The organism is Curtobacterium sp. 9128 (genome assembly GCF_007673775.1).
Lineage (GTDB): Bacteria > Actinomycetota > Actinomycetes > Actinomycetales > Microbacteriaceae > Curtobacterium.
The window spans coordinates 347200-373494 of the sequence record NZ_VEAF01000004.1; the positions used below are offsets into that span (position 1 = coordinate 347200).

Genomic DNA, 26295 nt, shown 5'->3' on the forward strand with positions numbered 1-26295 from the left:
ACGCGGTTCAGCCGAGCGCGGCGAGTGCGGCCGGGATCGGGGTGTTCCCGCTCGTGACCTCGAACTGCCGGCCGATCGCGCTGTCGTCGAGGAGCGTGTGGAGCACCACGGCCGCCACGTCGGCGCGCGGGATCGAACCGCGCGGGACGGTGCTGCCCACGGCGATGGTCCCCTGCGGGGGCGTGTCGAGCAGGCCACCGGGGCGGACGATCGTCCACCGCAGGCTCCGTGCCCGGAGGTTGGCGTCCGCCTCGGCCTTCGCACGCAGGTAGACCTGGAACACCGCGGTGTCGTCCGCTGCCGGGACGACCGCGAGCTGCGGGTCGTACGAGTCGGCTGCCATCGCCGAGATCATCACGTACCGGTGGATGCCGGCGCGTTCGGCCGCGTCGGCGAGGAGCAGGGCGCCGTCCCGGTCGACGGTGAGCTTGCGCTCCGCCCCGCTGCCCGGACCGGCGCCGGCGGCGAACACGACGGCGTCCACGCCGCGCAGACGGAGGGCGAGCTCGTCGTCGTCGAGCTGTTCGAGGTCGGCGATCATCGCTGTCGCCCCGGTCTGCTCGACGTCGGCGACGTGGGCCGGGTTGCGGACGATGCCGACGGCCTCGTGGCCGGCGTCGGTGATCATGCGGGCGAGGAGCAGGGCGATCTGGCCGTGTCCTCCGGCGATGGCGATCTTCATGGTTCGATCGTGCTCCTCGTGTCCGGTAGAGTGCTCTGTGGCTCCTCACGTGACGCCATCCAGGCCAACTCCCCCAGGGCGGAAACGCAGCAAGGGTAACCGGGCTCTGGCGGGTGCGTGAGGAGTCTTCTCGTTCCCCGGGCGCAACGGACGGACGCCATCCACGCGGGGTGCGTGAGGCGACTCGCCGTCTCCGGAGGAGTCCTCCCCAGGTCGCTGCCGTGCGGCTGTGGCTGTCGGCCGTCCCGGTTACCCTTGGGGCGTGGTCACCGCCCTGTATCGCCGTTACCGGCCTGAGAACTTCGCCGAGCTCATCGGGCAGTCGCAGGTCACCGACCCGCTGCGCACCGCGCTCCGGACCAACCGGGTGAACCACGCGTACCTCTTCAGCGGCCCGCGTGGCTGCGGCAAGACGACCTCGGCGCGCATCCTGGCGCGCTGCCTCAACTGTGCCGAGGGCCCGACCGACACCCCGTGCGGCGTGTGCCCGAGCTGCGTCGAGCTCGCGCGGGGCGGGAGCGGCTCGCTCGACGTGATCGAGATCGACGCCGCCAGTCACAACGGTGTCGACGACGCCCGCGACCTCCGTGATCGAGCGGTCTTCGCGCCGGCTCGTGACCGCTACAAGATCTTCATCCTCGACGAAGCCCACATGGTGACGCCGCAGGGCTTCAACGCGCTCCTGAAGCTGGTCGAGGAACCGCCGGAGCACGTCAAGTTCATCTTCGCCACCACCGAGCCCGAGAAGGTCATCGGGACGATCCGCTCCCGCACGCACCACTACCCGTTCCGGCTCGTCCCGCCGGCGGCGATGCTCGAGTACGTCGAACAGCTCTGCACGCAAGAATCCGTGTCGGTCGCGCCGGGCGTGCTGCCGCTCGTCGTCCGCGCCGGTGGCGGGTCCGTCCGCGACACCCTCTCGCTGCTCGACCAGTTGATCGCCGGCAGTGAAGACGGCGCCCTCCGCTACGAGCGCGCGGTCGCCCTGCTCGGCTACACCGACAGCGCGCTGCTCGACGACGTCGTGGACGCCCTCGCCGTGGCGGACCCCGCATCCGCGTTCGCGGCGGTCGACCGCGTCATCCAGACCGGTCAGGACCCCAGGCGGTTCGTCGAGGACCTCCTCGAACGACTCCGTGACCTCATCGTCGTCGCCGCCACGAACGAGAGCGCCGGCGCTGTTCTCCGGGGCGTCTCGCCAGAGGAACTCGACACCATGTCGCGGCAGGCCGGTGTGTTCGGCGCGAGCGGCCTCTCCCGCGGTGCCGACATCGCGAACCGGGCGCTCACCGACATGACCGGTGCGACCTCGCCCCGCCTGCACCTCGAGCTCATGATCGCGCGCATGCTCGTGCCGGAGGCCGACGACACCCAGCGCGGTGCGCTCGCCCGGGTCGAACGCCTCGAACGCAGGGTCGGTGTCGGCGATGCGGGCGGTCACGCCGGAAACCCGGAGCCCACGTCCGCGCCGATGCAGGCTGCCGTCCCGGCTGCTCGTCCCGCCCAGAACGAACCGGTGCAGCGTCAGCAGGCGCCGGCGTCCGCGGCGGCCCCGGGCGGCTCGCAGCGACCCGCCACACCCCCGACGGCTGCGGCGCCTCCGGCCGACCGTGTCGAGCCTGGGCGACCCGCCGCCGACGTTCCCGCTGCCCCGGTCGCGAACGCGGCGCAGGACGCTGCCGCCTCGTGGGCGGCCGTCGCCCCGGGTTCAGCGGATGCCGGCTCGGCGGCCCCGGGTGCCGCGCAGGCGTCGGACCAGGCGTCGAGTGCTGCGCAGGAGTCCGACCATGCGCCGGACGCTGCGCCGACGTCCGACCGAGCGTCGGTCTCCTCGACCGGCATCGGGACCGTGGTCGGTGCCGAGCCCGCGCTGCAGCCGATCGCGCCCGTCGGACTCCAGCAGATGCGGGATGCCTGGCCGCAGGTCCTCGAACACGTCCAGCACGCGGGGCGTTCGGCGTGGACGATCGTCCAGCCCGCACAGGTCACCGCGCTCCGTGACGACGTCCTGACGCTGACGTTCCCGAGCCAGCAGGACGTCGCCTCGTTCAAGGACATGTCCGACCCGGCGACCAGCGTGAGCGAGCTCGTCCGTGCGGCCATCATCGACGTGCTCGGGTTCCGGGTGAAGTTCGTCGCACGCGGTCCTGGTGGCCAGGCCGGCGCCCAGCAGCGTCCCTCGGCACCCGCCGCACCGTCGGTGGCTCCGTCGGGGCCGTTCGGCAGCGCAGCGCCGACGGCTGCACCTGCGACGTCCGCCGCTCCTGCTCATGACGCTCCTGCTGCTGCTCCGGCAGCGTCGGCGACGCCGGCCGCAGCCTCCACGCCGTCCCCGGAGCAGTCCGCTCCGACGCAGTCGGCCCCGTCGACGGCCGGGTCGCAAAGAGCAGCCCAGTCTCCGTCGGCTTCGGACGACGCAGCCGACGGCGTCTCCGAGCGCCGAGCAGCTCCGCCGGCGGCGCAGCGCCCGGTGCCGTCCTCGACCCAGGACCATCGCCAGCCCCAGGACCATCGCCAGCCCCAGGACCAGCGCCAACCCCAGGACCAGCGCCAACCCCAGGCCGGTCCCCAGACCCCCGAGCGGCAGCCCGACAGCACGCCGCCGGCAGCGTCCGGCCCCGTCACCGAGTGGGCCGTCGCCACGATCCCCGCGACCGATCCCACCGCCGGCGTGGTCCCGGACGACGTCGAGCCGACGTGGGCTGCACCCATGGGGTCGATCGGCCCCGGCGAGACCGTTGCTCCCGCATCCTCGACCGAGCCCTCGTCCGGCGCGGTCGCCGAGACCCAGGCCGCGCTCGACGCCCTCAAGGCAAAGGGGCGCGCCCCGCAGCAGGCGGCCTCGCAGCAGGCGGTGCCGCAGCAGACGTCCTCGCAGCAGACCACCCCGCAGCAGCCCGCTCCGGACGTGCCGGTGGACGACTACCCGCTGGACGACGAGCCCTTCGACGACGGTGCACCGTTCCCGGACCCGGGCCCCGGCGGTCCGACGCCGCCGCGCTCCACCGGACCGGACGCGCCCGCCGCGGCCCAGCAGCCAGCAGCCGCCCGCAGCACGGGCCAGACTCAGCAGCAGCCCGCGCAGCAGCAGCCCGCGCAGCAGCGGGCCGCCCAGCAGCAGGCAGCCCCCCAGGTCCGTCGGACCCCCGTACCGGGTCGGTACGGCGAGGCCGTCGTCCGTGAGATCCTCGGTGCCCAGTTCATCGAGGAGACGTCGTTGAGCGAGGGAGCCTGATGTACGACGGCATCGTCCAGGACCTCATCGACGAGTTCGGTCGGCTGCCCGGCATCGGCCCGAAGTCGGCGCAGCGCATCGCGTTCCACATCCTCCAGAGCGAGTCGTTCGACCCGTCGCGCCTGTCGGAGCTCCTCGCCGACGTCAAGGAGCGCGTCCGCTTCTGCGAGATCTGCGGCAACGTGACCGAGTCGGAGCGCTGCAGCATCTGCCGCGACCCCCGCCGTCAGCCGGCGGTCATCTGCGTGGTCGAGGAGGCGAAGGACGTCGCCGCGATCGAGCGCACCCGCGAGTTCCGCGGGCTCTACCACGTGCTCGGGGGAGCGATCAGCCCGATCGACGGGGTCGGCCCGGACGACCTCCGCATCCAGCAGCTGATGACCCGGCTCGCCGACGGCACCGTGGAAGAGGTCATCATCGCGACCGACCCGAACCTCGAGGGCGAGGCCACGGCGACCTACCTCAGCCGCCTGCTCGTGCCGATGGGCATCCGGACGACGCGTCTGGCATCGGGCCTGCCGGTCGGCGGCGACCTGGAGTACGCCGACGAGGTCACCCTCGGCCGTGCGTTCGAGGGGCGCCGCCTGGTCGGCGGATGACCCGATCCCGCTCCGTGCAGCACGTGGGGCCTGCCGGTGCCTCGGCTGCCACACGCACGATCCTTGCGTGACGGCCCGCTCACACGCAACATCCCCGAAACACCCCCTACCATTGTCGAAGCCGCGCTCCGTCGCGGAACCGTCGTCCCCAGGAGTACCGACCCGTGGCCTTGATCGTGCAGAAGTTCGGTGGATCGTCCGTCGCGAACGCCGAGAGCATCAAGCGCGTGGCCAAGCGGATCGTGGCGACGAAGAAGGCCGGCAACGACGTCGTCGTCGCGGTGTCCGCGATGGGCGACACGACCGACGAACTGGTCGACCTGGCGCACGAGGTCACCCCGATCCCGGCCGGGCGGGAGCTCGACATGCTCCTGACCGCGGGGGAGCGCATCTCGATGGCGCTCCTCGCGATGGCGATCAAGAGCCTCGGTGTCGAGGCGTCGTCCTACACCGGCAGTCAGGCCGGCATGCTGACCGACGCCCAGCACGGCAAGGCCCGCATCGTCGACGTCACCCCGCGCCGCGTCCGCGAGGCCCTCGACGCCGGACACGTGGCCATCGTGGCGGGCTTCCAGGGCTTCAACCGCACCACCGGCGAGATCACCACGCTCGGCCGCGGCGGCTCCGACACCACGGCGGTCGCACTCGCTGCCGCGTTGGACGCCGACATCTGCGAGATCTACACCGACGTGGACGGCATCTTCTCCGCCGACCCGCGCGTGGTCCCGAAGGCCCGCAAGATCGACCGCATCACCAGCGAGGAGATGCTCGAGCTCGCCGCCTCCGGCGCCAAGGTCCTGTACATCCGTGCCGTCGAGTACGCCCGCCGGCACGGCGTCACCCTCCATGTCCGCTCGTCGTTCAGCAACGTCGAGGGAACCATCGTCTACAACCCTGCAGAGGGGGAAACCGTGGAAGAACCGATCATCACCGGCATCGCCGGAGACCTCTCCGAGGGCAAGATCACCGTGGTCGGCGTGCCCGACCAGCCGGGGAAGGCCGCCGAGATCTTCACGATCGTGGCGCGTGCCGGAGCGAACATCGACATGATCGTGCAGAACGTGTCGGCGTCGAACGGTCGCACCGACATCTCGTTCACGCTGCCGAAGGACCAGGGCCAGAGCGTCCTGACCGCGCTCGGCGTGGCGAAGTCCGAGATCGGCTTCGAAGCGATCCAGTATGACGACCAGATCGGCAAGCTCGCCCTGGTCGGTGCCGGCATGCGCACCAACGCCGGTGTCTCCGCGGAGCTCTTCCGCGCGCTGCACCAGGCATCGATCAACATCGAGATGATCTCGACGTCGGAGATCCGGATCTCGGTGGTCACCCGCGCCGACACCCTGAACGAGGCCATGCGCGTCGTCCACCAGGCCTTCGGCCTCGACGCCGACAACGAGGCCGTCGTGTACGCCGGCACCGGCCGCTGAGAGGAGCACCCCGTGTCTGAGGACTTCACCGTCGCCGTCGTCGGCGCCACCGGTCAGGTCGGTGCCGTGATGCGGCGCCTGCTCGAGGAGCGGGCGTTCCCCGCGACGACCGTGCGCTTCTTCGCCAGTGCCCGGTCCGCCGGCACGACGCTGCCGTTCCGCGGCGAGGAGATCGTCGTCGAGGACTCCGAGACCGCCGACCCGTCCGGCATCGACATCGCGCTGTTCTCGGCCGGTGCGACGGCGTCCCGTTCGCTCGCGCCGCGGTTCGCCGCCGCCGGGGCGCTCGTCATCGACAACTCCAGCGCCTGGCGGATGGACCCCGAGGTCCCGCTCGTCGTCAGCGAGGTGAACCCGCACGCCATCGACCAGGCCGGCAAGGGCATCATCGCCAACCCGAACTGCACGACCATGGCGATCATGCCGGTCCTGAAGGTGCTCGATGCCGAAGCCGGCCTCCGCCGACTCGTCGCGACGACGTACCAGGCGGTGTCGGGCAGCGGGCTCGCCGGCGTCGACGAGCTCCTCGGCCAGGCCAGGGCCGCACTCGAGCAGGACACCGCTCGCCTGACGCACGACGGCTCGGCCGTCACCTTCCCGGACCCCGTGAAGTACGTCCGTCCCATCGCCTTCGACGTGGTGCCGCTCGCCGGCAGCATCGTCGAAGACGGCCTGGGGGAGACGGACGAAGAGAAGAAGCTCCGCAACGAGAGCCGCAAGATCCTCGAGCTGCCGGACCTGCTCGTCGCCGGGACGTGTGTCCGGGTGCCGGTGTTCACCGGCCACTCCATCTCCGTCAACGCCGAGTTCGAGCGCCAGCTGGCGCCCGAGCGCGCCACCGAGATCCTGGCGGGTGCGCCCGGCGTGGAGCTCTCCGACGTCCCGACGCCGCTCCAGGCCGCCGGGCAGGACCCGACCTTCGTCGGACGCATCCGCGCGGACCAGTCCGCCCCGGAAGGACACGGTCTGGCGCTCTTCGTGAGCAACGACAACCTGAGGAAGGGCGCAGCCCTCAACGCGGTGCAGATCGCGGAAGTGGTCGTCGCGCGCCGCGCGGTCGCGGCGTGACCACCTGACGGACTGGAGGCTCCCCAGCGGCCGGCACCGAGCCTCCCGTCCGTCTCCCTCCGCGCTGTCAGCGCGCGCCGCTAGGATCATCGGGTGGCAGTGAAGCAGGTGGATCCGATCGACGTCGTCCTCATCGGGGGTGGCATCATGAGCGCCACGCTGGGCGCACTGATCCACCGGCTCGAGCCCACCTGGCGCATCCGGGTGTACGAGCGGCTCAGCACGGTCGCGCAGGAGTCGTCCAACCCGTGGAACAACGCCGGCACCGGGCACTCCGCGCTCTGTGAGCTGAACTACACCCCCGAGCTCCCCGACGGCCGCGTCGACATCGCCAAGGCCGTCACCGTCAACGAGCAGTTCCAGATCTCCCGGCAGTTCTGGTCGTTCCTCGTCGAGACCGGTGCGCTCCCCGAGCCGTCGAACTTCATCAACCCGACCCCGCACATCTCCTTCGTCTGGGGCGAGGACAACGTCGCGTACATGCGTGCCCGGTACGAGGCGATGAAGGACCACCCCCTGTTCGCCGGACTCGAGTTCAGCGACGACGCCGAACAGATCCGCAAGTGGGCACCGGCGCTCATCCCCGGTCGCAAGCGCGACCAGCCCATCGCGGCGACGTACTCGGCCGCCGGGTCCGACGTCGACTTCGGGTCGCTGACCCGGCAGCTGTTCGACCAGCTCGAGGTGGACGGCGTCGAGTTCGAGCCGAACCACCAGGTGACGAACATCCGACGCGGCAAGGTCTTCGACGGCTGGGCACTCGACGTCCTGCACGAGGTCGGGCGGTCGAAGCAGAGCATCGCCGCGAAGTTCGTGTTCGTGGGTGCCGGCGGCGGCGCGCTGCACCTGCTGCAGAAGTCCGGCATCCCGGAGATCCGCGGGTACGGCGGCTTCCCGGTGTCGGGCGAGTTCCTCCGCACCGACGACCCCGAGGTCGTCCAGAAGCACGCGGCGAAGGTCTACGGCAAGGCGAGCGTCGGCGCACCGCCGATGTCGGTGCCGCATCTCGACACCCGGATCGTCGACGGCTCGGCCTCGCTGATGTTCGGACCGTACGCGGGCTTCAGCCCGAAGTTCCTCAAGCAGGGGTCGATCTTCGACCTCGTGCGCTCCATCCGGCCGCACAACCTGCGTCCGATGCTCAGCGTCGCGTTCTCGAACTTCGACCTGGTGCGGTACCTGATCGGACAGCTCCTCGCGTCGAAGTCGAAGAAGTTCGATGCGCTCCGCGACTTCATGCCGGCCGCGGAACCGGAGCACTGGCACCGGATCACCGCCGGCCAGCGCGTGCAGGTCATCAAGCCGGACAAGGACAAGGGCGGCGTGCTGCAGTTCGGGACCGAGGTGATCACCTCGGCCGACGGGTCGATCGCCGGGCTCCTCGGCGCCTCCCCGGGGGCGTCCACGGCGGTGCCGATCATGCTCGGGCTGCTGCGCAAGTGCTTCCCGGACCGGTGGGACCGGTGGGAAGCGGCGGTCCGGGTGATGGTGCCGACGTACGGCAAGGACCTCGGGCACGACGCCGCACTCGCCGACGAGACGCTCGAGCGCACGGCGAAGGTGCTCGGACTGCACCACTGACCCGCGGCGCTTGCAGTGCGTTCGAACATGTGTTCGAATGACCGCATGCGATGGGACGGGCAGGCGATCACGGCGTCCGACGGCGACATGCTGCCAGGGCTCGAGTCGAACAGCGGGTTCGTGCGGAGCGTCACGACGCCGGAGTTCGCGGGGGTCACCTTCCACGAGGTCCTCGCGAAGTCGGCGCTGAACCGTGTCGGCGCGATCGAGGGCGGCACGTGGGGGATGACGATCAACCCCTACCGTGGGTGTTCGCACGCGTGCGTGTACTGCTTCGCGCGGCCCACCCACACCTACCTGGAGTTCGACGGCGGCGCAGACTTCGACCAGCAGATCGTCGTCAAGACGAACGTGGCCGACGTCCTGCGACGCGAACTCGCCAAGCCGTCGTGGGACCGCCACCCCGTGGCCCTCGGCACCAACACCGACCCCTACCAGCGGGCGGAGGGCAAGTACCGGCTCATGCCGGGCATCATCGCGGCCCTCGCCGACTCGGGGACGCCGTTCAGCATCCTGACGAAGGGCACCCTGCTCCGCCGGGACATCCCGGCTCTGGTGGCGGCGTCCGAACGGGTCCCGGTCGACCTCGCCATGTCCATCGCGGTGTACGACGACGACCTGCAGCAGTCCGTCGAGCCGGGCACGCCGACGACCACGGCACGACTCGCCACCGTCCGGGCCCTGCGCGACGCCGGTCTGTCCTGTTCGGTGTTCCTGATGCCCGTGCTGCCGTTCATCACCGACACCACGGCGCACCTCGACGACGCGATCGGCCGTGCCGCTGCCGCCGGTGCGACGAGCGTGATGTACTCGGCGCTGCACCTGAAGCCCGGCGTGAAGCCCTGGTACATGGACTGGCTCGCGCGGACCCACCCGGACCTCGTCGAGCGGTACCGCGCGATGTACCTCGACAACACCTACGCACCGCGGGACTACCGGCGGTGGCTCGGCGAGCGGATCCGGCCGATCATGCGGACGCACGGCGTCGGGCTCGGCCGGGTCGATCCGGCGACGGGGTCGATGGGCTTCTCGGTGGACGGGCCGGGGAGCGACCGCGCGGCGGGGGTCTCGCCGCTCAAGCGGGCCGACCCGGCGTGGGAGCACCGATCGGCCCTCGGCGGTGGGTCCCGGTCGCGTGCGCTCGGTTCGGGCAGACGGCCGAGTCCGGGGATCACGAACGGCGTCGCGACGCTCTTCTGACGTCAGCGCAGAGCACGTTCGGGGGACACGGTTTCGTCGGTGATCCCGGGTATCATCGGATCAGTCGTCGCCCGGTGCCCGATCCGGGGTACACGGCCGGTCCAACGGTGGTTGGATCGTGGGCGGCGCTCCCTGGCTCCCGGAAGGACGATCCACCGTGCTCGGCATCCCCACACACCTCGCTCCGCGTGTCAACGCGTGGTCGACGGTGCGGGCGTTCCACGCGGCGGCGATCGGTTCCCTGGTCGCTGCAGCGATCGTGCTGCTGCTCGTCCGGCTCAGCGTGCCGGGATCCCACGTCCTCCCCGCTGTCCTCGCACTCGTTCCGATGCTCGCCATGGTCGGCGTGCACGTGCAGTTCGGCACGTGGCGGTCAGCGGTGGCGTTCCTCGTGGTCGGTGGGGCCTGTGCCTGGTGGTTCACGCTCGTCGTCCAGCAGGAGATCGCCGTCCCGTGGGTGGTCTCGTACCTGCTGTCGCTCGTCGTGGTCCCGCTCGTGCTCGTCGGCGGTGCCGGCGCGGTGCCCGAACGGGTCGTGCTCTGGTCGGTCGGTGGCTTCGCCGTCGGTCGGCTGGCGACGCTGGCCGCCACGGCACAGTCCGGACGGCCGGCGAACGTGCTGGTGCTCGCGTGGGTGACGCTGGCCTTCGTGGTGGCGATCGTGCTCGTCGCCGGTCGGACCACGGCGCGTGCTCAGCGGGTGCAGCCGGAGCTCCTCCGTTCGGCTCGCGAGGAACACGTGTCCGCCTACCGCGCCGGAGTCGAGGCCGAGGCCGCGGCGATCCTGCACGACACCGTGCTCAACCACCTCGGGGCCATCGCGCTCGCTCCCGACGGGCCGATGGACGCGCAGCTGGCGAAGACCGTCGAGTCCGACGTGGCGATGCTCACCGGCCGGGAGTGGCTGGCGCCCACGACGGACACCGACGACGGCGCAGCGGTCGAGGCGTTCGAGCGGATCCTCGAGGACTCCCGTGCTGACGGGCTCGACGTGCTCGTCACGGGGGACCCTGCCTCCATCGGCCGCCTCCAGCCCGATGCGGTCACCGCGCTCGTGCGGGCCGTCGGACAGTGCCTGGCGAACGTGCACAAGCACGCGGACACCGACTCCGCCGAGGTGAGCGTGTTCGACGACGGCACCGCGTGCACCGTGATGGTCGTCGACGACGGGCGGGGCTTCGACGAGCAGCAGACCGGCTCCGACCGGATGGGGCTGCGGAACTCCGTCCGCGAGCGCATCGGCCGGGTCGGCGGTGACGTCCAGGTGTGGTCGTCGCCCGGGACCGGCACGAGCGTGATGATGAGCGTCCCGTACGGCACGCGCACCGGGTCGGTCGCGACGACCGGTGGCTCGGCGACGGGCGAACGTCTGCGAACGGCCTCGTGAGCGCCCGTGCACCCCGCGGCGTGCAGGACCGCACGGCGCAGCAGTACGACCCGCTCGGCGCGATGGGGTCCCGTCCGCTGACCGTCGTCCTCGGCGCCGTCGGCGTGGTCTGGGCGATCTCCGTCTCCGTCTTCGACCGTGACGTCGTCGGCATCCCGACGCTCAGCGCGCTCGCGATCCTGCTGCTCGCCGCGTCGACCGCCGTCGTGTTCGTGGCGTCGAGCCCGTTCCGTGCACCGTTCCCGCGGTGGGCGTTCGTGCTGCACGTCGGCCTGCTGGCGCTCGCGACGGTGGCGAGCGTGGCCGCGCAGTGGGGTCCTGACCGGAGTGCGCTGAACGACTTCATGTCGCTCCTGACCGCCACCGGGATCGTGATGGTCGCACCGTACCGACCGTGGCGCGACCTCGTCGTCGGCGGGGTCGTGCTGGCCGTGGTGGACGCCGCCAGCTGGGGTGGCGCCGCGTGGGTGTTCCCGCACGCGGTCCCGGTGACGGTGGCGGCGTTCCTCGCGGCCGCCCCCACGCTCGTGCTGACCGCGGCCGCCGGGGTCTTCGCGTGGACGTTCGCGGGGCTGGCCGAGCGGGTGCAGATCCGAGCCGGGTCGTACTCGGTGGAGCGCGCCGAGCGCGACGGCATCGCCGAACGTGTCCAGCAGGACCGATCGGTCATCCTCGCGCGGGACGTCGCACCGTTCTTCGCCGAACTCCGCACCCGCGACACCATCACCGACGCCGACCGTGCGCGCGCCCGCGAGATCGCCGACGGCATCCGCCGAGCGATGGTCGCCGACGCGGACCGGACCTGGTTCGAGTACGCCGTCCTGGCGGAGGGCGGCGCCGGTGCGACCGTGGACGACCCCGACGGCATCATCGCCACGCTCGACACCGACCAGCGGACCGTCGTCCGGACGTTCGTCCGTGCTGCGCTCGGTGCGTCGACGGTGGACCCCGCCGGCTTCCGTGCGACGGTCCGACGGACCGCCGAGGACCGTGCGGAGATGGCGCTCGAGGTCGCGGTGGCCGACTCCGACGTCGGCATCCACCGCACGTTCGACCCCTACTTCGCCGTGCTCCGTGTCACCTTCCCCGACCTCGACGTCGCGGTCCGTCCCTCGTCCCTCGCATTAAGGTTCTCCTATGACCAGCACTGACCCGCACAGGCTGACGGAAGGGATGTCCACCCTGCCGAACCCCGGATCCCGTCGGGTCCGGCTGGCCATCCTCGACGACCACGAGGTCCTGCTCGACAGCCTGTCCAGCTGGATCGCCGTGAACGCCTTCGACTTCGACCTCGCCCTCACTGCGCACACGTGGCTCGAGATGGTGCACAGCGACAGCTTCCCGACGGACCTGGTGTTCCTCGACTTCCAGCTCAAGGAGCCGGTGTCGATCGAGGCCCGTGTCCGCACCTGCCGTGCCGCCGGTGCGAAGGTCATCGTCCTGTCGAGCGTCGACGCCCGCGAGTCGCGCGACCGCGCTCTCGCCGCGGGTGCCGCAGCGTTCCTGTCGAAGTCGCTGCCGATGCGCGAGGTGATGGACGTCGCCCGCGACGTCATGGGTGTCGAGCGGGAGACGCCGACGCAGCGCGAGTGGCGCCCCCTCCCGACCGGTGCGACGGCGCACCAGCGCCCGAAGCTCAGCCACGGTGAGGAAGAGGCGCTCCGGCTCTACGTGTCCGGGTACTCCACCAATGAGGTCGCGAGCCAGATGAACGTGCAGTACGAGACCGCGAAGACCTACCTGCGGCGCGTCCGCGAGAAGTACGCCAAGGTCGGTCGTCCGGCGTCGAAGAAGTCCGATCTGATCCGTCGTGCGGCGGAGGACGGCTTCCTCGCGTAGTGGCGAAGCTCTACTTCCGCTACGGGGCGATGAACAGCGGCAAGAGCACCGGGCTCCTCCAGGCCGCCTACAACTACGAGGAGCGCGGCCAACGCGTCCTGCTGGCGAAGCCGGCGATCGACACGAAGGGCGATCACGAGATCGTCTCCCGCCTCGGCGTCACCCGCACCGTCGACGTGGTGTTCTCGGCTGAGGACGACGTCCGCGCCGCCGTGGCCGATGCCGGAGCGGTGGACCCGGCATCGGGGCACCTCGACGGCATGGTGCGGCCGGTCAGTTGCGTGCTCGTCGACGAGGCACAGTTCCTCACCCCGCACCAGGTGGACGACCTGCTCCGGGTCGCCGTGCTCGACGGCATCCCCGTGCTGGCGTACGGAATCCGCACCGACTTCCGGACCGAGGCGTTCCCCGGCAGCCGGCGTCTCCTCGAACTCGCGCACTCGCTCGAGGAGCTGAAGACCATCTGCCGCTGCGGGCGCAAGGCGGTCTTCAACGCCCGCAAGGTCGACGGCACCTTCGTGTTCGACGGCTCGCAGGTGGCGATCGACGGCGTCGACGTCGGGTACGAGTCCCTGTGCGCGAACTGCTACCTCACCGAATCCGGCGGCCGCCTGGACGGCGACCTCGGCTGACGCCCCGGACCGTCTGCCGGCCAGGAGGCGCGGTGCGGAGCCGCCCCGTGCCTCCCGTCGGAATGCCGGCGCGCTGGCGCGCGTTGGCGACCACATGAGCGACGCATCCGTGCACCTGTCCGTCCTCGACCTGGCGACCCGCGAGTACGGGCAGTCGAACACCGAGGCGCTGCAGGGCTCCATCGACATGGCGGTCCACGCCGAGCACCTCGGCTACGAACGCTTCTGGGTCGCCGAGCACCACGGCATGCCCGGCATCACCTCGTCGGCTCCGGCGGTCCTCCTGAGCGCCGTCGGCGCCGCCACGAGCACGATCCGCATCGGTTCCGGCGGCGTGATGCTGCCGAACCACGCGCCGCTCGTCGTCGCGGAGCAGTTCGGCACGCTGCGCGCCCTCTACGGCGACCGTGTCGACCTCGGACTCGGTCGCGCACCCGGCACCGACGGTGCGACGGCGATGGCGCTGCGCCGGACGGACCGTCTCGACGTCGACGACTTCCCGGAGCGTCTGGCCGACCTCATCGGGTTCTTCACCGGCATGGACGCCGCGAACCCGCTGGCCCGCATCCGCGCTGTCCCCGGGTACGGCGACGTCCCGGAGTTCTGGCTGCTCGGCTCCTCCGGCTACAGCGCCCAGGTGGCGGGTGCGCTCGGGATCTCGTTCGCGTTCGCGCACCACTTCGCGTCCGACAACACCGAGGCGGCGCTCGCGCTCTACCGCGACTCCTTCCGACCGTCCCGGTTCCGCTCGGAGCCGAACGCGCTCATCGGCGTGCAGGTCGTCACGGACGAGGACCCGGCCGTCATCGAGGAGCAGAGCGCTCCCGGGATGATCTCGTTCATCCGGATGCGGCAGGGCACCAAGCCCGAGCCCGTCTCGATGGAGGAGGCGCGCGCCTACGAGTTCAGCGACCTCGAGCGTCGCTTCATCGCCGCGCGCACGGAGCGGCAGGCCTACGGGAACGCCGATCAGGTCGCGGCGAAGATCAACGGGCTGCTGGAGTCCACGGGAGCGAACGGCGTCATCGTCGCGCCCGGCGCCGCGCAGGCCCGGTACCGGCACCAGGCGCTCGACGTGGTCGCGTCGCTGCACGAGGCGGGCCGTCTGGTCCGTCCGTCGGTCGCCGTCGGCTGACCGCGGGTCGGTCCTCGGACGCGTCGGTCGGTCCGCCGTCCGCGCGCGTCCGTCGGCCGTTCGCTCGTGTCTGCCGTCCGGTCGCGCCCGCGTCGTCGGACGGGAGGCTCGGTTCAGCCGAGTAGGCCGAGACGCGTCGCCGCCGCCACGGCTCCGACCCGACTCGTCACGTCGAGCTTCCGGAACACGTTGTAGACGTGCCGCTTCACCGTCCCGACCGCGAGGCCGAGCTCCGTGGCGATCTCGGCGTTCGAGCGCGCGGCGGCGATGAGACGCAGGACCTCGACCTCCCGGTCGCTCAGGGGTGAGCCGGCCCTGGCGTCCGTCACGACGTCCACCGGGAACGTCACCGGCGCCGCCGGTCCGGTGCTCGCACGGACGATGCGCTCGACGAGTTCACGGCTCGGGGTGTCCTTCGTCACGAAGTCGACGGCGCCCGCGTCGAGCAGCGCCCGGCGGAGCACGGCGTCGCGGTGCATGGTGAGCACCACGACGGCGATTCCCGGGTGGTTCCGCCGGACGGTCGCGATCGTCGTCCGCGCCGGGGGACCGTCGAGCTCGACGTCGAGGAGCAGCACGTCGATGGCGGCTGCCTCGGCGCCGTCGAGGACCTCGGACGGGCGCTCGCCGTGCGCGACGACGCGGATCGTCGGGACCGAGGACAGGATCGTCGCGAGTCCCTCGCGGAACAACCGGTGGTCGTCGACGATCGCCACGTGGGTGACGGCCGGGCTCACAGCGCGCCCTTCGGGACCACGAGCGTGACGGTCGTGCCGGTACCCGGTGTGCTCACGACGTCGAGCCGCGCTCCGATCAGCGCCGCGCGCTCGCGCATCGTCGACTGGCCGAGTCGACCGTCCGCGACGGCACCGGTGTCGAAGCCCGGCCCCTCGTCGGCGACGGTGACCTGCACCGCGTCGTCCCGCCAGTCGAACCGCACCCGGACGGCCGTCTCGTGCGCGTGCTTCCACCAGTTGGTCAGCGCCTCGAGCAGGATCGTCAGCGCCTCCTCGGCACGCCAGTTCACGAGGGTGTCCGGCGTGCCGTGCGAGTCGATCGTGACGAGCTCGCTCTCCGGGAAGAGATCGCGGACGTGTCGGGCGAGCGCAGCGTCGAGCAGGTCGTCGCCGACACGGGCGTGCAGGGCGACGGCGAGGTTCTGCACGTCGCCGAGGGCGCGGCGCAGCTGGGCGGCCGCGGCCTCGAGCTGCGCCGTGCGCTCGGGTGCCGGGGGATCGGTGAGGAGCGCGAGGTCGATGCGCTGGAGACCCGCGAGGATCCCGTGGGCGACACGGTCGTGCAGGTCGCGGGCGACGTGCGCGCGGGAGTCGAGGTTCGCCGTCGTGACGCGCTGCCGCAGCGCCTCGGTGTACGCGACCGCTCCCGCCGGGAACCGGCTCCAGATGCCCGCGTGCAGGGCTCTGGACGCCCGCAGGAGCTCATCGGGGGTGGCGGCGCCGACCTCGTCGACGAAGACCGGCAGGTACTCGTCGAAGAGCACCTCGGCGGCGAGCATCGCCCCAGCGGGGTGCTGCATGTGCTCGGCGTGCAGGGCGCCCGTCGCCAGGTGTTCGTCGGCGAGGAGCCCGTCGCTCGTCAGCGAGTGTTCCAGGCCCTCGGCGTACCGGCGGTGGGCGTCCGTGAGCATCGACGTGACGTTCTCGAGCAGACTCGCGGCCATCACCGGGTCGTCACGGAGTTCGGGGGTCATCGCCCCGATGCGGGCGACGACGGGGGCGAGGCGGTCGGGGATCTGCATGGCGCGATCAGGCTAGCGGTGTCCGTCGCTGCGCTCGGCGGTGGGCCGGGGGATGTGTCGCGGGACACACGCCCCGGTCGCGCCGGGGAACGACGAAGGCCGGCGAACGACGAAGGCCCGGGAACGACGAAGGCCCGGGAACGACGAAGGCCCGGGTCCGTGTGGACCCGGGCCTTCTGCTGTCGGGGTGACAGGATTTGAACCTGCGACCTCCTCGTCCCGAACGAGGCGCGCTACCAAGCTGCGCCACACCCCGAGGTGTGTCGGCCACTCCGCGGAGCGACCTGAAGCAGTCTAGCCGATGATCCGGGGTGCTCACGACCACACCCGTGCCGGCCGGGCGCGTCGCTCTCGGCGGCGTCGACGGGAGTGCGTCAGCCGGCGCGCGCCGTGAACGTGACGACGACGGCCTCCGGGCGGCAGGCGAACCGCACCGGGGCGTAGATCGACGTCCCGAGTCCGGCGGACACCTCGAGCCAGGCCCAGTGCGTCCGCTCCTGCCAGCGGTGCAGACCGCTGGCGTACTGCCGGGGGAGGTCGCAGTTCGTGACGAGTGCCCCGACCCCGGGGACGGCGACCTGGCCACCGTGCGTGTGTCCGGCGAAGACCACGTCGGCACCCTGCCGGACGAACGCGTCGAGCACCCGGCGGTACGGGGCGTGCGTCACCCCGATCGCGACCGGAGCCGGACCGTCCTCGTCCTCGGACCAGGGCACCTCGCTGCGCATCTCGTCGACGTTCGTCGGCAGCAGGTCGAGACGGTCCCAGTCGCGGTGCGCGTCGGACGTGCCGAACAGCTCGAAGCGGGAACCGCGGACCTCGATGGCGTGGGCCTTGTCGTTGAGGTCGAGCCAGCCGAGCGACTCGAAGAACGCGGTCTGGCGTTCGACGTCGAGGTCGACCGGTCGTGCCTTCGCGTGCAGTCGGCTCGGGCCGCCGAAGTACTTCAGCGGGTTCCGGGGGGAGGGGCCGTAGAAGTCGTTCGACCCGTACACGAACGCGCCGGGGATCCCGCGGAGGGGCTCCAGGGCGTACTCGACCGCGGCGTTGGCGGTCTCGTGGCCGAGGTTGTCGCCGGTGTTGACGACGAAGTCGGGCTCGACGAGGCTGAGATCCCGCAACCACTGCTGCTTGTCCGCCTGCCACGGCGCCATGTGGATGTCCGACAGGTGCAGGACGACGACGTCGCGGGATCCCGGGGGGAGGACCGGGACGGTCTCCCAGCGGATGCCGAAGCGCCGGCGCTCCACCAGGGTGCCCCAGGCCGCGGCGCCGACACCGACCGCTGCCGTCGCCGCGAGGGTGCCGAGGGTCGTGCGCCCGCGGGTCACTTGCAGTCCTTCGGCGCCTTGCCGTCCTTCTCGCCGAAGAGCTTGAGGGTGATCCCGGTGGCCTTCGCCGTGTTCGTGCCGGCGCCGGGGTCGACGCTCGACACGGTGCACTGGTTCTTGCCGTTGCCGGGGTCGAACTGGTCGGAGACGTTCACGGTGCCGAACCCGGCGCCGTTCAGCGTCGAGCGGGCGTCCCCGAGTGCCTTCCCGGCGACCTCGGGCACCGTGGCCTGCGAGCCGTCAGTCGTGTACACGGTGACGCTCGAGCCCTTCGACAGGAGCGAGCCCTCCGCCGGCGACGTCGAGGAGACCGTGCCCGCTGTGCCGCCCCCGGCCTGCGCGCCGCCGTCGACGTAGGTCAGGCCGGCGGACTGCACGATCGAGCGAGCCTCGTCGGTGGTCTTGCCCGCCAGACCCGGAACGGCGATGCTGTTGCCGCGGATCGCGGTCTGCGACGGCTTCGGGAAGGCCTCACCCGGGTACATCTGGTTGATCGGGGTCATCGCCTGCTTCCAGACGTTCGCACGAGCAGTCGCGTACGCGCCACCGCCCGCTCCGCTCGAGTAGCGGCGGAGGTTGACCTTGCCGCCGTCCCAGTTGCCCTGCCAGTACGCCGTGGCGACCTTCGAGCTCGCCCCGACGAGCCAGATCTGCTCCGCCTGGTCGGTGGTGCCCGTCTTGGCGAACATCGGCGTGCCATCGGCGGTCTGCGCGCCCACCGCGGTGCCGTACTGGATCGTGCCCTGCATCGCGAACGCGGCGGTCGCGGCGACGCTCGGGTCGAGGACCTGCTTGCACTCCTTGGGCTGGCCGCCCAGGCTCTTGCCGTTCGCGTCGGTGATGTTGTCGATCGCGATCGGCTTGCAGTACGTGCCGTTGTTCGCGACGGTCGCGTACGCCGAGGCCATGGTCATCGGCGCGATGGTGTTCGTCCCGAGGATCGAGGACGGGTAGGAGTTCAGCTCGGTCTTCTCGTCGGCCGAGTGGACGCCGAGGTCCATGGCGGTCTGGCGGATGTCGCAGAGGTCGAGCTTCGCCGCCATCGAGGCGAAGGCCGCGTTCACCGAGAGCGCCGTCGCCTTGGCGACCGTGTAGTCGCCCTTCTCACCGGGGCTGTCGTTCTTCGGGCCGTAGCTGGTGTAGTCCGTTGCGCCACACTGCTTCCAGCGGGTGATGTTGTGCGGCGTGCCGTTCACGACCTCGTTCAGGCCGTGGCCGTCCTTGAGCCAGTCGAGCAGCGTGAACAGCTTGTACGTCGAACCGGTCTGGAACCCGCCCGACCCGCCGTACTCCTTGTCGACGCTGTAGTTGAGCGACGTCGCGGTCGGCGGCGACTGCAGCGACTGGTCGAAGTCCCGGTTCTGGGCCATCGTCAGGATGCGGCCGGTCGAGGCCTCGATCGAGTTCATCGTCGCGCCGAGCTGGAAGCGCGTCTCGGTGTTCGGGTCGTACTTGTTCAGCAGGTCCTTCTGCTGGTTGTTCAGGTCGAGGTTCAGCGTCGTCTGGACGGTGTAGCCGCCGTTCCGCCACGCGGCGTTGCGGTCCTTCTCGGACCCGCCGAGCTGCGACATCTGCTTGACGACCTTGACCGCGTAGTCGCAGAAGAACTGTGCGCCGTTGCCCGCCGCGGCCTTGCAGCCCTGGTTCGGTGCCGTCAGGTGCACGTAGTCGGCCGGCTTCGAGGCGATCGCCGCGTCGAACTGTTCCTTCGTCAGGTGCTTCTGGGCGTACATCGACTTGAGGATGACGTCGCGACGCGCCACGTTGGCGTCGTAGTACTTCGGGTCCGACAGGTTGCGGCTGTTCGGGGACTGCACGATCGCGAGGATCGAGGCGGCCTCCTGCGGGGTGAGGTCGGTCGCGCTCTTGTTGTAGTAGTGCTGCGCGGCGGCCTGCACGCCGTACGTCTGGTCGCCGAAGTAGGCGATGTTGAGGTACCCGGTCAGGATCTCCTGGTGCGAGTACTTCTTCGCCAGTCCGATCGCGAGCTTCATCTCCTCGAGCTTGCGGGGGATGGTCTGCTCGACGGCGTCGTTGTAGGCCTTGGTCCGCTCTTCTTCGGTCGGGAGCTCGAGGGCCTGCTGCATCTTGATGTTGCGGACGAGCTGCATCGTCAGCGTCGACCCACCGCCGGATTCGCCGAGCCCGCCGGCGAGCGAGCCCACGCCGGCACGCACGAGCGAGGTCATGTCGACGCCGCCGTGCTCGTAGAAGCGCTTGTCCTCGCCGTCGATGGCCGCGTTCTTCAGCTGGTCGCTGATCTGGTCGAACTTCAGCTCCTGGCGGTTCTGGTCGTAGACCGTCGCCAGGTGCACGGGCTGACCGCCCTGGTACGCGAGCACCTCGTTGCGCTGCGGCAGGTCACCGATCTCGATGTACTCCGGCAGGGACTCGAACACGCCGATCGTCGAGGTCGTCGTGACACCCGCGACGGCGATCGCCGGGGTGACGCCGATCGTGACCAGGAGTCCGGCGAGCGCGCTGAAACCGACGAATCCGACGAAGGCGCCGACTGCAGAGACGGGCTTGGTCCGCGAGGCAGACGTCTTCTGGGCAGACATAGGATGCAGCCTAAACGACACCTCGGACTGAAAGGCTGGCAAGGAACCGCATGACTCGCTGGGAATACCTCACGACGCCCTTGATCATCCACAACACCACCGCCATCCTCAACAACTTCGGCGACGAGGGCTGGGAGCTGGTGCAGGTCGTCACCGGTCCCGAGGGGGGCCTGGTCGCGTACCTGAAGCGTCCGAAGGCCGACGCGTGAGCGTCGCCGAGCGCCTCGACGAGCTCGGGCTGACGATCCCCGCGGTCGCCGCGCCCGTCGCCGCGTACGTGCCGGCGGTGGTCACCGGGCAGTACGTGTACACGGCCGGCCAGCTGCCGGTCGTCGACGGTGCGCTGCCCGTGACGGGCAAGGTCGGTGCCACCGTGGACGCCGAGACCGCGACCGCGCAGGCGCGCCAGGCAGCGCTCAACGCGCTGGCCGCCGTGCAGTCCGTCGCCGGCTCGCTCGACCGCGTCGCCCGCGTCGTCAAGGTCACGGTCTTCGTCGCCTCCGACCCCGCATTCACCGGGCAGCCCGGCGTCGCGAACGGCGCATCGACCCTGGTCGGCGACGTCTTCGGCGAGGCCGGCGTCCACGCGCGGAGCGCGGTGGGCGTCGCGGTGCTCCCGCTGGACGCACCGGTCGAGGTCGAGCTGGTGGTGGAGCTGACCGCCTGACGGGCGTTCCCCCGTCTGCCAGACGTGATGAGGGCCTCCAGTCCGTACTGACTGGAGGCCCTCATCACGTTCCGCGGACTACATGAGTTCCGCGATGGTCGCCATGATCGTCGGGTCGGCCAGCGTGGTCGTGTCGCCGATCCGGCGGCCCTCGGCCGCGTCGCGGAGGAGGCGGCGCATGATCTTGCCGGATCGCGTCTTCGGCAGCTCGGGCACGATGACGATCTGTCGGGGCTTCGCGATCGCGCCGATGCGGGTGCCGACCCAACCACGCAGCTCGGCGGCGACGGCGTCGCGGTCGACACCGTCGGCGGCCTCGGTGGTCAGGATCACGAACGCCACGATCGCCTGCCCCGTCGTCTCGTCGGCGGCGCCGACGACGGCTGCCTCGGCCACGCCCTCGTGTCCGACGAGTGCCGACTCGATCTCCGCGGTGGACAGCCGGTGACCGGAGACGTTCATCACGTCGTCGACCCGGCCCTGCACCCAGATGTCGCCCTGTCCGTCGAGCCGTGCGCCGTCGCCGGCGAAGTAGCGGCCCGGGAAGCGGTCCCAGTACGTCTCGACGAAGCGGTCCGGGTCCCCCCAGATGCCGCGCGCCATCGACGGCCACGGTTCCGTGATCGTCAGGTAGCCGCTCTCGCCGGGGTCGGCGCGGTGCCCGTCCTCGTCGACGATCTCGGCAACGATGCCGGGCAGCGGGGTCTGCGCTGCTCCGGGCTTGAGCTTCGTGACGCCGGGGAGCGCCGAGATCATGATCGCGCCGGTCTCGGTCTGCCACCACGTGTCGACGATCGGGGTGCGGTCGTGTCCGATGACCTGCCGGAACCAGTGCCACGCCTCGGGGTTGATCGGTTCGCCGACGCTGCCGAGCAGACGGAGTGACTCGAGGCTGCGGGCGTCGGGGACCTGGCGTCCGCCCTTCATCGCGGCGCGGACCGCGGTCGGTGCCGTGTAGAGGACGGTGACGCCGTACGCGTCGACGACGTCCCACCAGCGGCCGGGCTCCGGCTCGTCCGGGGTGCCCTCGTAGAGCACCTGCGTCACGCCGTTCGCGAGCGGGCCGTACACGACGTAGGTGTGCCCGGTGATCCAGCCGATGTCGGCCGTGCACCAGTAGACGTCCTTGCCGGGGTGGATGTCGAACACGTTGCGGTGCGTGTAGGCGGCCTGGGTCAGGTACCCGCCGGACGTGTGGACGATGCCCTTCGGCTTCCCGGTGGTGCCGGACGTGTAGAGGACGAAGAGCGGGTTCTCAGCCGGGAAGGCCTGCGCCTCGTGCTCGGGGGCGGCCTGCGCGAACGCGTCGTGCCACCAGAGGTCACGGTCATCGTCCCAGGCGATCTCGTTGCCGCCGCGCTTGACGACGACCACGTGCTCGACACTGTCGGTGCCCTCGCCCTGCAGGGCCTCGTCGACCGCGGGCTTCAGCGGCGCCACGGCACCGCGGCGCCAGCCGCCGTCGGCGGTGACGACGAGCTTCGCGCCGGCGTCCTCGATGCGGGCGCGGAGGCTCTCGGCGCTGAACCCGCCGAAGACGACCGAGTGCACCGCGCCGATCCGTGCGACGGCGAGCATCGTCACGACGGCCTCGGGGATGAGCGGCATGTAGACGACGACGCGGTCGCCCCGCGTGACGCCGAGCGACTCGAGCATGTTCGCGGCACGCTGGACGTCGGCCGTCAGCTCCGCGTAGGTGATCCTTCGGGTGTCGCCGCGGGCGCCCTCGAAGTGGATCGCCACGCGGTCGCCGTTGCCGGCCCGGACGTGGCGGTCGAGGCAGTTCTCCGCGACGTTGAGGGTGCCGTCGGCGAACCACGACGCGAACGGAGCTGCCGACCAGTCGAGCGTCTGCGTGAACGGCGTCCGCCAGTCGAGGAGTTCACGGCTCTGGTCCGCCCAGAAGGCCTCGCGGTCCCGCGCGGCGGCCTCGTGCAGGCGCTCGTCGGCGACGGCGTCCGCGACGAAGTCCGCGGGCGGCGGGAAGGTGCGGTCGTCGTGTCGTTCGTCGACGTTGGTCGGAGTGGACATCGAGGTCCTTTCGCGTCGTTGCGTCCGGGGTGCAGTCGGAGACTACCCCTCGCCCACGACTCGTCGCGCCCGCGCCGACACGGTGTTCCGCTCGGCGCGGGGCCGGCCTCGTCCACGTGCCACCGGTGCCGTCGTCCACTCGGCGCGTCGGGGTTGCCCGGGACACGTCGATGTGGGGTACAGTGGTTCCTGCCGGACTCGTTTCCGGCGGCATCGGATCGGATTCCCCCCAATCCTCCGTTGTCATGGCGGCACCTGTTCCCCCCAACCGGTGCCGCCTCTTCTTTTTCCCCGACCGGTCCGGCGTGCAGCGTCGCCCGACGGACCGGCCGGGCTCCGGGGGATCGGCGCAGGTATGCGGAACGGTGGACAGACCGGTCCACGCGCTCGCGCTCCGTGACCGCTCGGTTGCGGAGCGATCGGACGGCCCGCAGGTCGGCCCGCGCTTCCGCCCGTTCCCGGACGCCGGCGCGGACGGTCGAGGACGCGGTCCGGGGTACGTGGAATGTGTTCGGGGGACAAAACTGCGCACTGGTGGTGATGACAACACACTGTCCCCACGTCGTCGACCGCCTGCTCCGGGGCGACCAGGGGGTTCTACCGTTCCCGGATGCACCGCCACAGCGCCGCGACTCCGCCCTTCATACCGGGCTCGACCCTGCCGCGTCGTGCCCGCCACGGGGTCGACCCGTTCGAGTTCGAGGAACTCACCCCCTTCGTCACCGACGACTCGGTCACCGACGTCCTGGTGAGCGGCGGCGTCGGGGTGTGGCTCGACCGCGGTGACGGGCTCGTCGACGCCGGGATCGTCCTCGCCGAGGAGCGCACCAGGGAACTCGCGACGCGGCTCGTCGCCGTCGGCGGACGACACGTCGACGAGACCACTCCGGTCGCCGACGTCCGACACGGCGACGGCGTGCGCGTGCACGTCGTCCTCGCACCGGTCGCCGTCCGCGGGACGGCACTGTCCGTCCGGTTGCCACGTGGAGCGCCGCCGACCCTCGACGCACTCGAGCAGAGCGGCACCTTCGACCGCATCCCGAGGAGCGTCGTCGCCGACGCGGTCCGCCTGCGCCGCAACGTGCTGGTCTCCGGAGCGACGGGCAGCGGGAAGACAACGCTCCTGGCCGCGATGCTCGCCAGCGTGCCCGACGACGAGCGCATCGTGACGATCGAGGACCTCGCCGAGCTCCGGATCCACCACCCCCACGTCGTCGCACTCGAGGCACGACAGGCCAACGCGGAGGGGGTCGGCGACATCGGACTCGACCGCCTCGTCCGCGAGTCCCTCCGGATGCGTCCCGACCGGATCGTCGTGGGGGAGTGCCGTGGCGGTGAGGTCCGGGAGCTGCTCTCCGCGCTCACCACCGGACACGACGGCGGTGCGGGCACCGTGCACGCCAACGGGCTCGACGACGTCCCGGCCCGGCTCGAAGCCCTCGGCGCGCTCGCCGGGCTCGGTCCGACCGTGTTGGCACGCCAAGCGGTGAGCGCCTTCGACCTCGTGCTGCACATGCAGCGGCGGCGCGGGCTCCGGCGACTCGTGGCTGCCGGGAGGCTCGGGCTGGACCATGCGGACCGGCTGTCCGTGGAGCCGGTGGTCACCGCTGCGGCGCGGCGCCGGTGAGCGCACCGGCCGACGGGGAGACGCTGCACCTGGCCCGGCTGCTGGACCGCGTCGCCGTCCTGGTGGCGTCGGGTGTGCCGCCGCCGCGCGCCTGGACACTCGCCGGGCCGGTGCCCCGTGGTCCGGCGCGGGAGGACGTCGCGGTCGTCGTCGCCGTCGCTCGGCAGACCGGCGCCCCGGTCGCTCCGACACTGCATGCACTCGCGGCGGCGGTCCGGCGCACGGCGGCGGCGGACCGTGCCGTCCGCGTCGCGCTCGCCGGACCGCGGACCAGCGCGAACGTGGTGCTCGCCCTGCCGCTCCTGGGAGCGGGGCTCGGGGCGACGTGGGGTGTCGACTCGGTCGAGGTGCTGACGTCGTCCCCGATCGGATGGGCGTGCTGTGCTGCCGCAGCCCTGCTCGTGGCGGTCGGCCGGGTCTGGACCAGGCGACTCGTCGACGCGGCGAGCCCGAGCGGGCGCATCCCGGGCGTCCTGCTCGACGCCTGGGCGGTGGCGCTCTCCGGCGGCGGGTCCTGGTCGGGTGCGGCCGAGGTGGTCCGTGGCGCCACGGACGGTCGGCCCGCAGCGGAGATCGAGGGAGACCGCCTGCGCGAGGTGCTCGACCTCGCCCGTCGCGCCGGCGTCCCCGCGGCGACCCTGCTGCGGCACGCGGCGGAGGACCTCCGTGACGACGTCGCCGCCGAGGCCCTCGCCACGGCGGAGCGCCTCGGCGTGCGGCTCGTCGTGCCGCTCGGGATGTGTGTGCTGCCGGCGTTCGTCCTGATCGGGGTGGTGCCCGTCGTCGTCGGGATCCTGTCCTCCACCGTGCCGGGTGTGCCGTGAGCTCTCCACGGAGACCGCGCTGCCGTCTCCGGTGCGGGCGTCGGATCGCGAAGCTGGTCGCACCGATCAGTTCCCGACAGGAAGGACACCACCATGACCGATCGATCGACACCGTCGTCCGCACCGGGTGCTCGCCTCGCAGCCCGGCTCCGCGACGACCGGGGCTCGGCCACCGCGGAGTACGCCGTCGTCATCCTCGCCGCCGTCGCCTTCGCCGGGGTGCTCGTGGCGGTGATGCGCTCCGGAGAGGTCCAGACGATCCTCACCGACCTCGTCCGCGGTGCGCTCTCCCTCTGATGTCCGCCGGTCTGCTGCTCGACGACGACGCCCGACGCCCCGTGCCGATCGCGGGTCGGTCACGGTGGAGTTCGCCGTCGTGCTGCCGGCGGTCGCCGTCGTGCTGGCCCTGGCGATCGCCGGGGTCGCGCTCGTCGATGCGCAGGGGCGCCTCCAGGTGGCGGCGGCGACCGCGGCTCGGGCCTACGGGCGGGACGACCCCGCTGCCGCGCGGGCGGCCTTCGACGACACCGCACCGGATGCCACCATGAGCGTGACCCGGCAGGACCATGTCGTGTGTGTCGTCGCCGAGCGCCGTCCAGGTACGGGGCCGTTGGCGGCCGTGACCGTCCGGAGTCGAGCGTGCGCGGCGACCGCCGGTCGGTGAGCGGCCTGCCATCGGGTGTCCCTCCGCTACGTCCGGAATCTCCGCC

At 71.4% G+C, this 26295-nt stretch carries 23 protein-coding genes, 1 tRNA gene and 1 other RNA gene; 18 read left to right on the plus strand and 7 right to left on the minus strand.

From position 1 onward, the window contains the following. Nucleotides 1–7: 7 nt before the first annotated feature. Nucleotides 8–682, minus strand: coding sequence for an SDR family oxidoreductase (locus FS641_RS10540; protein WP_144763509.1), 675 nt, complete (start codon nucleotides 680–682; stop codon nucleotides 8–10). A 36-nt stretch (nucleotides 683–718) separates the two neighbouring features. On the opposite strand from FS641_RS10540, the gene ffs reads away from it, so the two are divergent. The 12 genes from ffs to FS641_RS10600 all read left to right on the plus strand — a co-directional run bounded on the left by ffs (nucleotide 719) and on the right by FS641_RS10600 (nucleotide 14785). Beyond that, an RNA gene (ffs, locus tag FS641_RS10545) (signal recognition particle sRNA small type) lies at nucleotides 719–815 on the plus strand. A gap of 129 nt (nucleotides 816–944) precedes the next feature. Continuing rightward, nucleotides 945–3917 (plus strand): DNA polymerase III subunit gamma and tau, encoded by a 2973-nt coding sequence (locus FS641_RS10550; RefSeq protein ID WP_144763511.1) that lies wholly within the window; start codon nucleotides 945–947, stop codon nucleotides 3915–3917. Further along, nucleotides 3917–4516: a recombination mediator RecR gene (gene recR, locus FS641_RS10555; protein WP_144763514.1), complete on the plus strand. Its 600-nt coding sequence runs from the start codon at nucleotides 3917–3919 to the stop codon at nucleotides 4514–4516. The genes FS641_RS10550 and recR overlap by 1 nt, the downstream gene beginning before the upstream one ends. Before the next feature lie 164 nt (nucleotides 4517–4680). Further along, nucleotides 4681–5943 carry an aspartate kinase gene (locus tag FS641_RS10560; protein ID WP_144763516.1) on the plus strand — a complete coding sequence of 421 codons (1263 nt, stop codon included), beginning with the start codon at nucleotides 4681–4683 and terminating at the stop codon, nucleotides 5941–5943. Between the two features lie 12 nt (nucleotides 5944–5955). Further along, nucleotides 5956–7011 (plus strand): aspartate-semialdehyde dehydrogenase, encoded by a 1056-nt coding sequence (locus tag FS641_RS10565; RefSeq protein WP_144763518.1) that lies wholly within the window; start codon nucleotides 5956–5958, stop codon nucleotides 7009–7011. Nucleotides 7012–7104: 93 nt separating this feature from the next. Next, on the plus strand, nucleotides 7105–8592 hold the full coding sequence (locus tag FS641_RS10570; protein WP_144763520.1) for a malate:quinone oxidoreductase: 1488 nt from the start codon (nucleotides 7105–7107) through the stop codon (nucleotides 8590–8592). A gap of 45 nt (nucleotides 8593–8637) precedes the next feature. After that, entirely contained in the window at nucleotides 8638–9792 is a 1155-nt protein-coding gene (locus FS641_RS10575) for an Rv2578c family radical SAM protein (protein WP_144763522.1), read from the plus strand. A gap of 157 nt (nucleotides 9793–9949) precedes the next feature. Continuing rightward, on the plus strand, nucleotides 9950–11179 hold the full coding sequence (locus FS641_RS10580) for a sensor histidine kinase (protein ID WP_144763524.1): 1230 nt from the start codon (nucleotides 9950–9952) through the stop codon (nucleotides 11177–11179). Next, entirely contained in the window at nucleotides 11176–12330 is a 1155-nt protein-coding gene (locus FS641_RS10585) for a hypothetical protein (protein WP_144763526.1), read from the plus strand. Before FS641_RS10580 ends, FS641_RS10585 begins: the two co-directional genes overlap by 4 nt. Next, entirely contained in the window at nucleotides 12317–13018 is a 702-nt protein-coding gene (locus FS641_RS10590; RefSeq protein ID WP_260855782.1) for a response regulator, read from the plus strand. Before FS641_RS10585 ends, FS641_RS10590 begins: the two co-directional genes overlap by 14 nt. Then, nucleotides 13018–13650 carry a thymidine kinase gene (locus FS641_RS10595; protein WP_144763528.1) on the plus strand — a complete coding sequence of 211 codons (633 nt, stop codon included), beginning with the start codon at nucleotides 13018–13020 and terminating at the stop codon, nucleotides 13648–13650. The genes FS641_RS10590 and FS641_RS10595 overlap by 1 nt, the downstream gene beginning before the upstream one ends. Nucleotides 13651–13744: 94 nt before the next feature. Continuing rightward, entirely contained in the window at nucleotides 13745–14785 is a 1041-nt protein-coding gene (locus tag FS641_RS10600) for an LLM class flavin-dependent oxidoreductase (RefSeq protein ID WP_144763530.1), read from the plus strand. A gap of 113 nt (nucleotides 14786–14898) precedes the next feature. Here the strand turns inward: FS641_RS10600 and FS641_RS10605 are convergent, their stop codons facing one another. The 5 genes from FS641_RS10605 to FS641_RS10625 form a co-directional block, all read right to left on the minus strand. Next, nucleotides 14899–15522 carry a response regulator transcription factor gene (locus tag FS641_RS10605; RefSeq protein WP_260855783.1) on the minus strand — a complete coding sequence of 208 codons (624 nt, stop codon included), beginning with the start codon at nucleotides 15520–15522 and terminating at the stop codon, nucleotides 14899–14901. Next, nucleotides 15519–16544, minus strand: coding sequence for a sensor histidine kinase (locus tag FS641_RS10610; protein ID WP_144763532.1), 1026 nt, complete (start codon nucleotides 16542–16544; stop codon nucleotides 15519–15521). Before FS641_RS10610 ends, FS641_RS10605 begins: the two co-directional genes overlap by 4 nt. 182 nt (nucleotides 16545–16726) lie before the next feature. Then, nucleotides 16727–16800: transfer RNA gene (locus FS641_RS10615), tRNA-Pro, on the minus strand. Between the two features lie 118 nt (nucleotides 16801–16918). Next, nucleotides 16919–17875 carry a metallophosphoesterase gene (locus FS641_RS10620; RefSeq protein WP_144763534.1) on the minus strand — a complete coding sequence of 319 codons (957 nt, stop codon included), beginning with the start codon at nucleotides 17873–17875 and terminating at the stop codon, nucleotides 16919–16921. Beyond that, entirely contained in the window at nucleotides 17872–20436 is a 2565-nt protein-coding gene (locus FS641_RS10625) for a transglycosylase domain-containing protein (RefSeq protein WP_144763537.1), read from the minus strand. Before FS641_RS10625 ends, FS641_RS10620 begins: the two co-directional genes overlap by 4 nt. A gap of 50 nt (nucleotides 20437–20486) precedes the next feature. Between FS641_RS10625 and FS641_RS18085 the strand changes: the two genes are divergently transcribed. Next, nucleotides 20487–20645, plus strand: a complete 159-nt coding sequence (locus tag FS641_RS18085) for a hypothetical protein (RefSeq protein ID WP_022907077.1) — start codon at nucleotides 20487–20489, stop codon at nucleotides 20643–20645. After that, nucleotides 20642–21103 (plus strand): RidA family protein, encoded by a 462-nt coding sequence (locus FS641_RS10630; RefSeq protein WP_144763539.1) that lies wholly within the window; start codon nucleotides 20642–20644, stop codon nucleotides 21101–21103. The genes FS641_RS18085 and FS641_RS10630 overlap by 4 nt, the downstream gene beginning before the upstream one ends. A gap of 78 nt (nucleotides 21104–21181) precedes the next feature. Here FS641_RS10630 and acs read toward each other — a convergent pair whose 3' ends face one another. Beyond that, nucleotides 21182–23134, minus strand: a complete 1953-nt coding sequence (gene acs, locus FS641_RS10635; RefSeq protein ID WP_144763541.1) for an acetate--CoA ligase — start codon at nucleotides 23132–23134, stop codon at nucleotides 21182–21184. Between the two features lie 610 nt (nucleotides 23135–23744). On the opposite strand from acs, the gene FS641_RS10640 reads away from it, so the two are divergent. From FS641_RS10640 to FS641_RS10655, 4 genes are all read left to right on the plus strand, one after another. Beyond that, a complete protein-coding gene (locus tag FS641_RS10640; protein ID WP_144763543.1) occupies nucleotides 23745–24761 on the plus strand; it encodes a CpaF family protein in 1017 nt (338 codons plus the stop codon). Further along, nucleotides 24758–25585, plus strand: a complete 828-nt coding sequence (locus FS641_RS10645; protein ID WP_144763545.1) for a type II secretion system F family protein — start codon at nucleotides 24758–24760, stop codon at nucleotides 25583–25585. Before FS641_RS10640 ends, FS641_RS10645 begins: the two co-directional genes overlap by 4 nt. A gap of 93 nt (nucleotides 25586–25678) precedes the next feature. Further along, nucleotides 25679–25882, plus strand: coding sequence for a DUF4244 domain-containing protein (locus FS641_RS10650; protein ID WP_144763546.1), 204 nt, complete (start codon nucleotides 25679–25681; stop codon nucleotides 25880–25882). A 64-nt stretch (nucleotides 25883–25946) separates the two neighbouring features. Continuing rightward, nucleotides 25947–26249 carry a TadE family type IV pilus minor pilin gene (locus FS641_RS10655; protein WP_144763548.1) on the plus strand — a complete coding sequence of 101 codons (303 nt, stop codon included), beginning with the start codon at nucleotides 25947–25949 and terminating at the stop codon, nucleotides 26247–26249. Nucleotides 26250–26295: the final 46 nt, after the last annotated feature.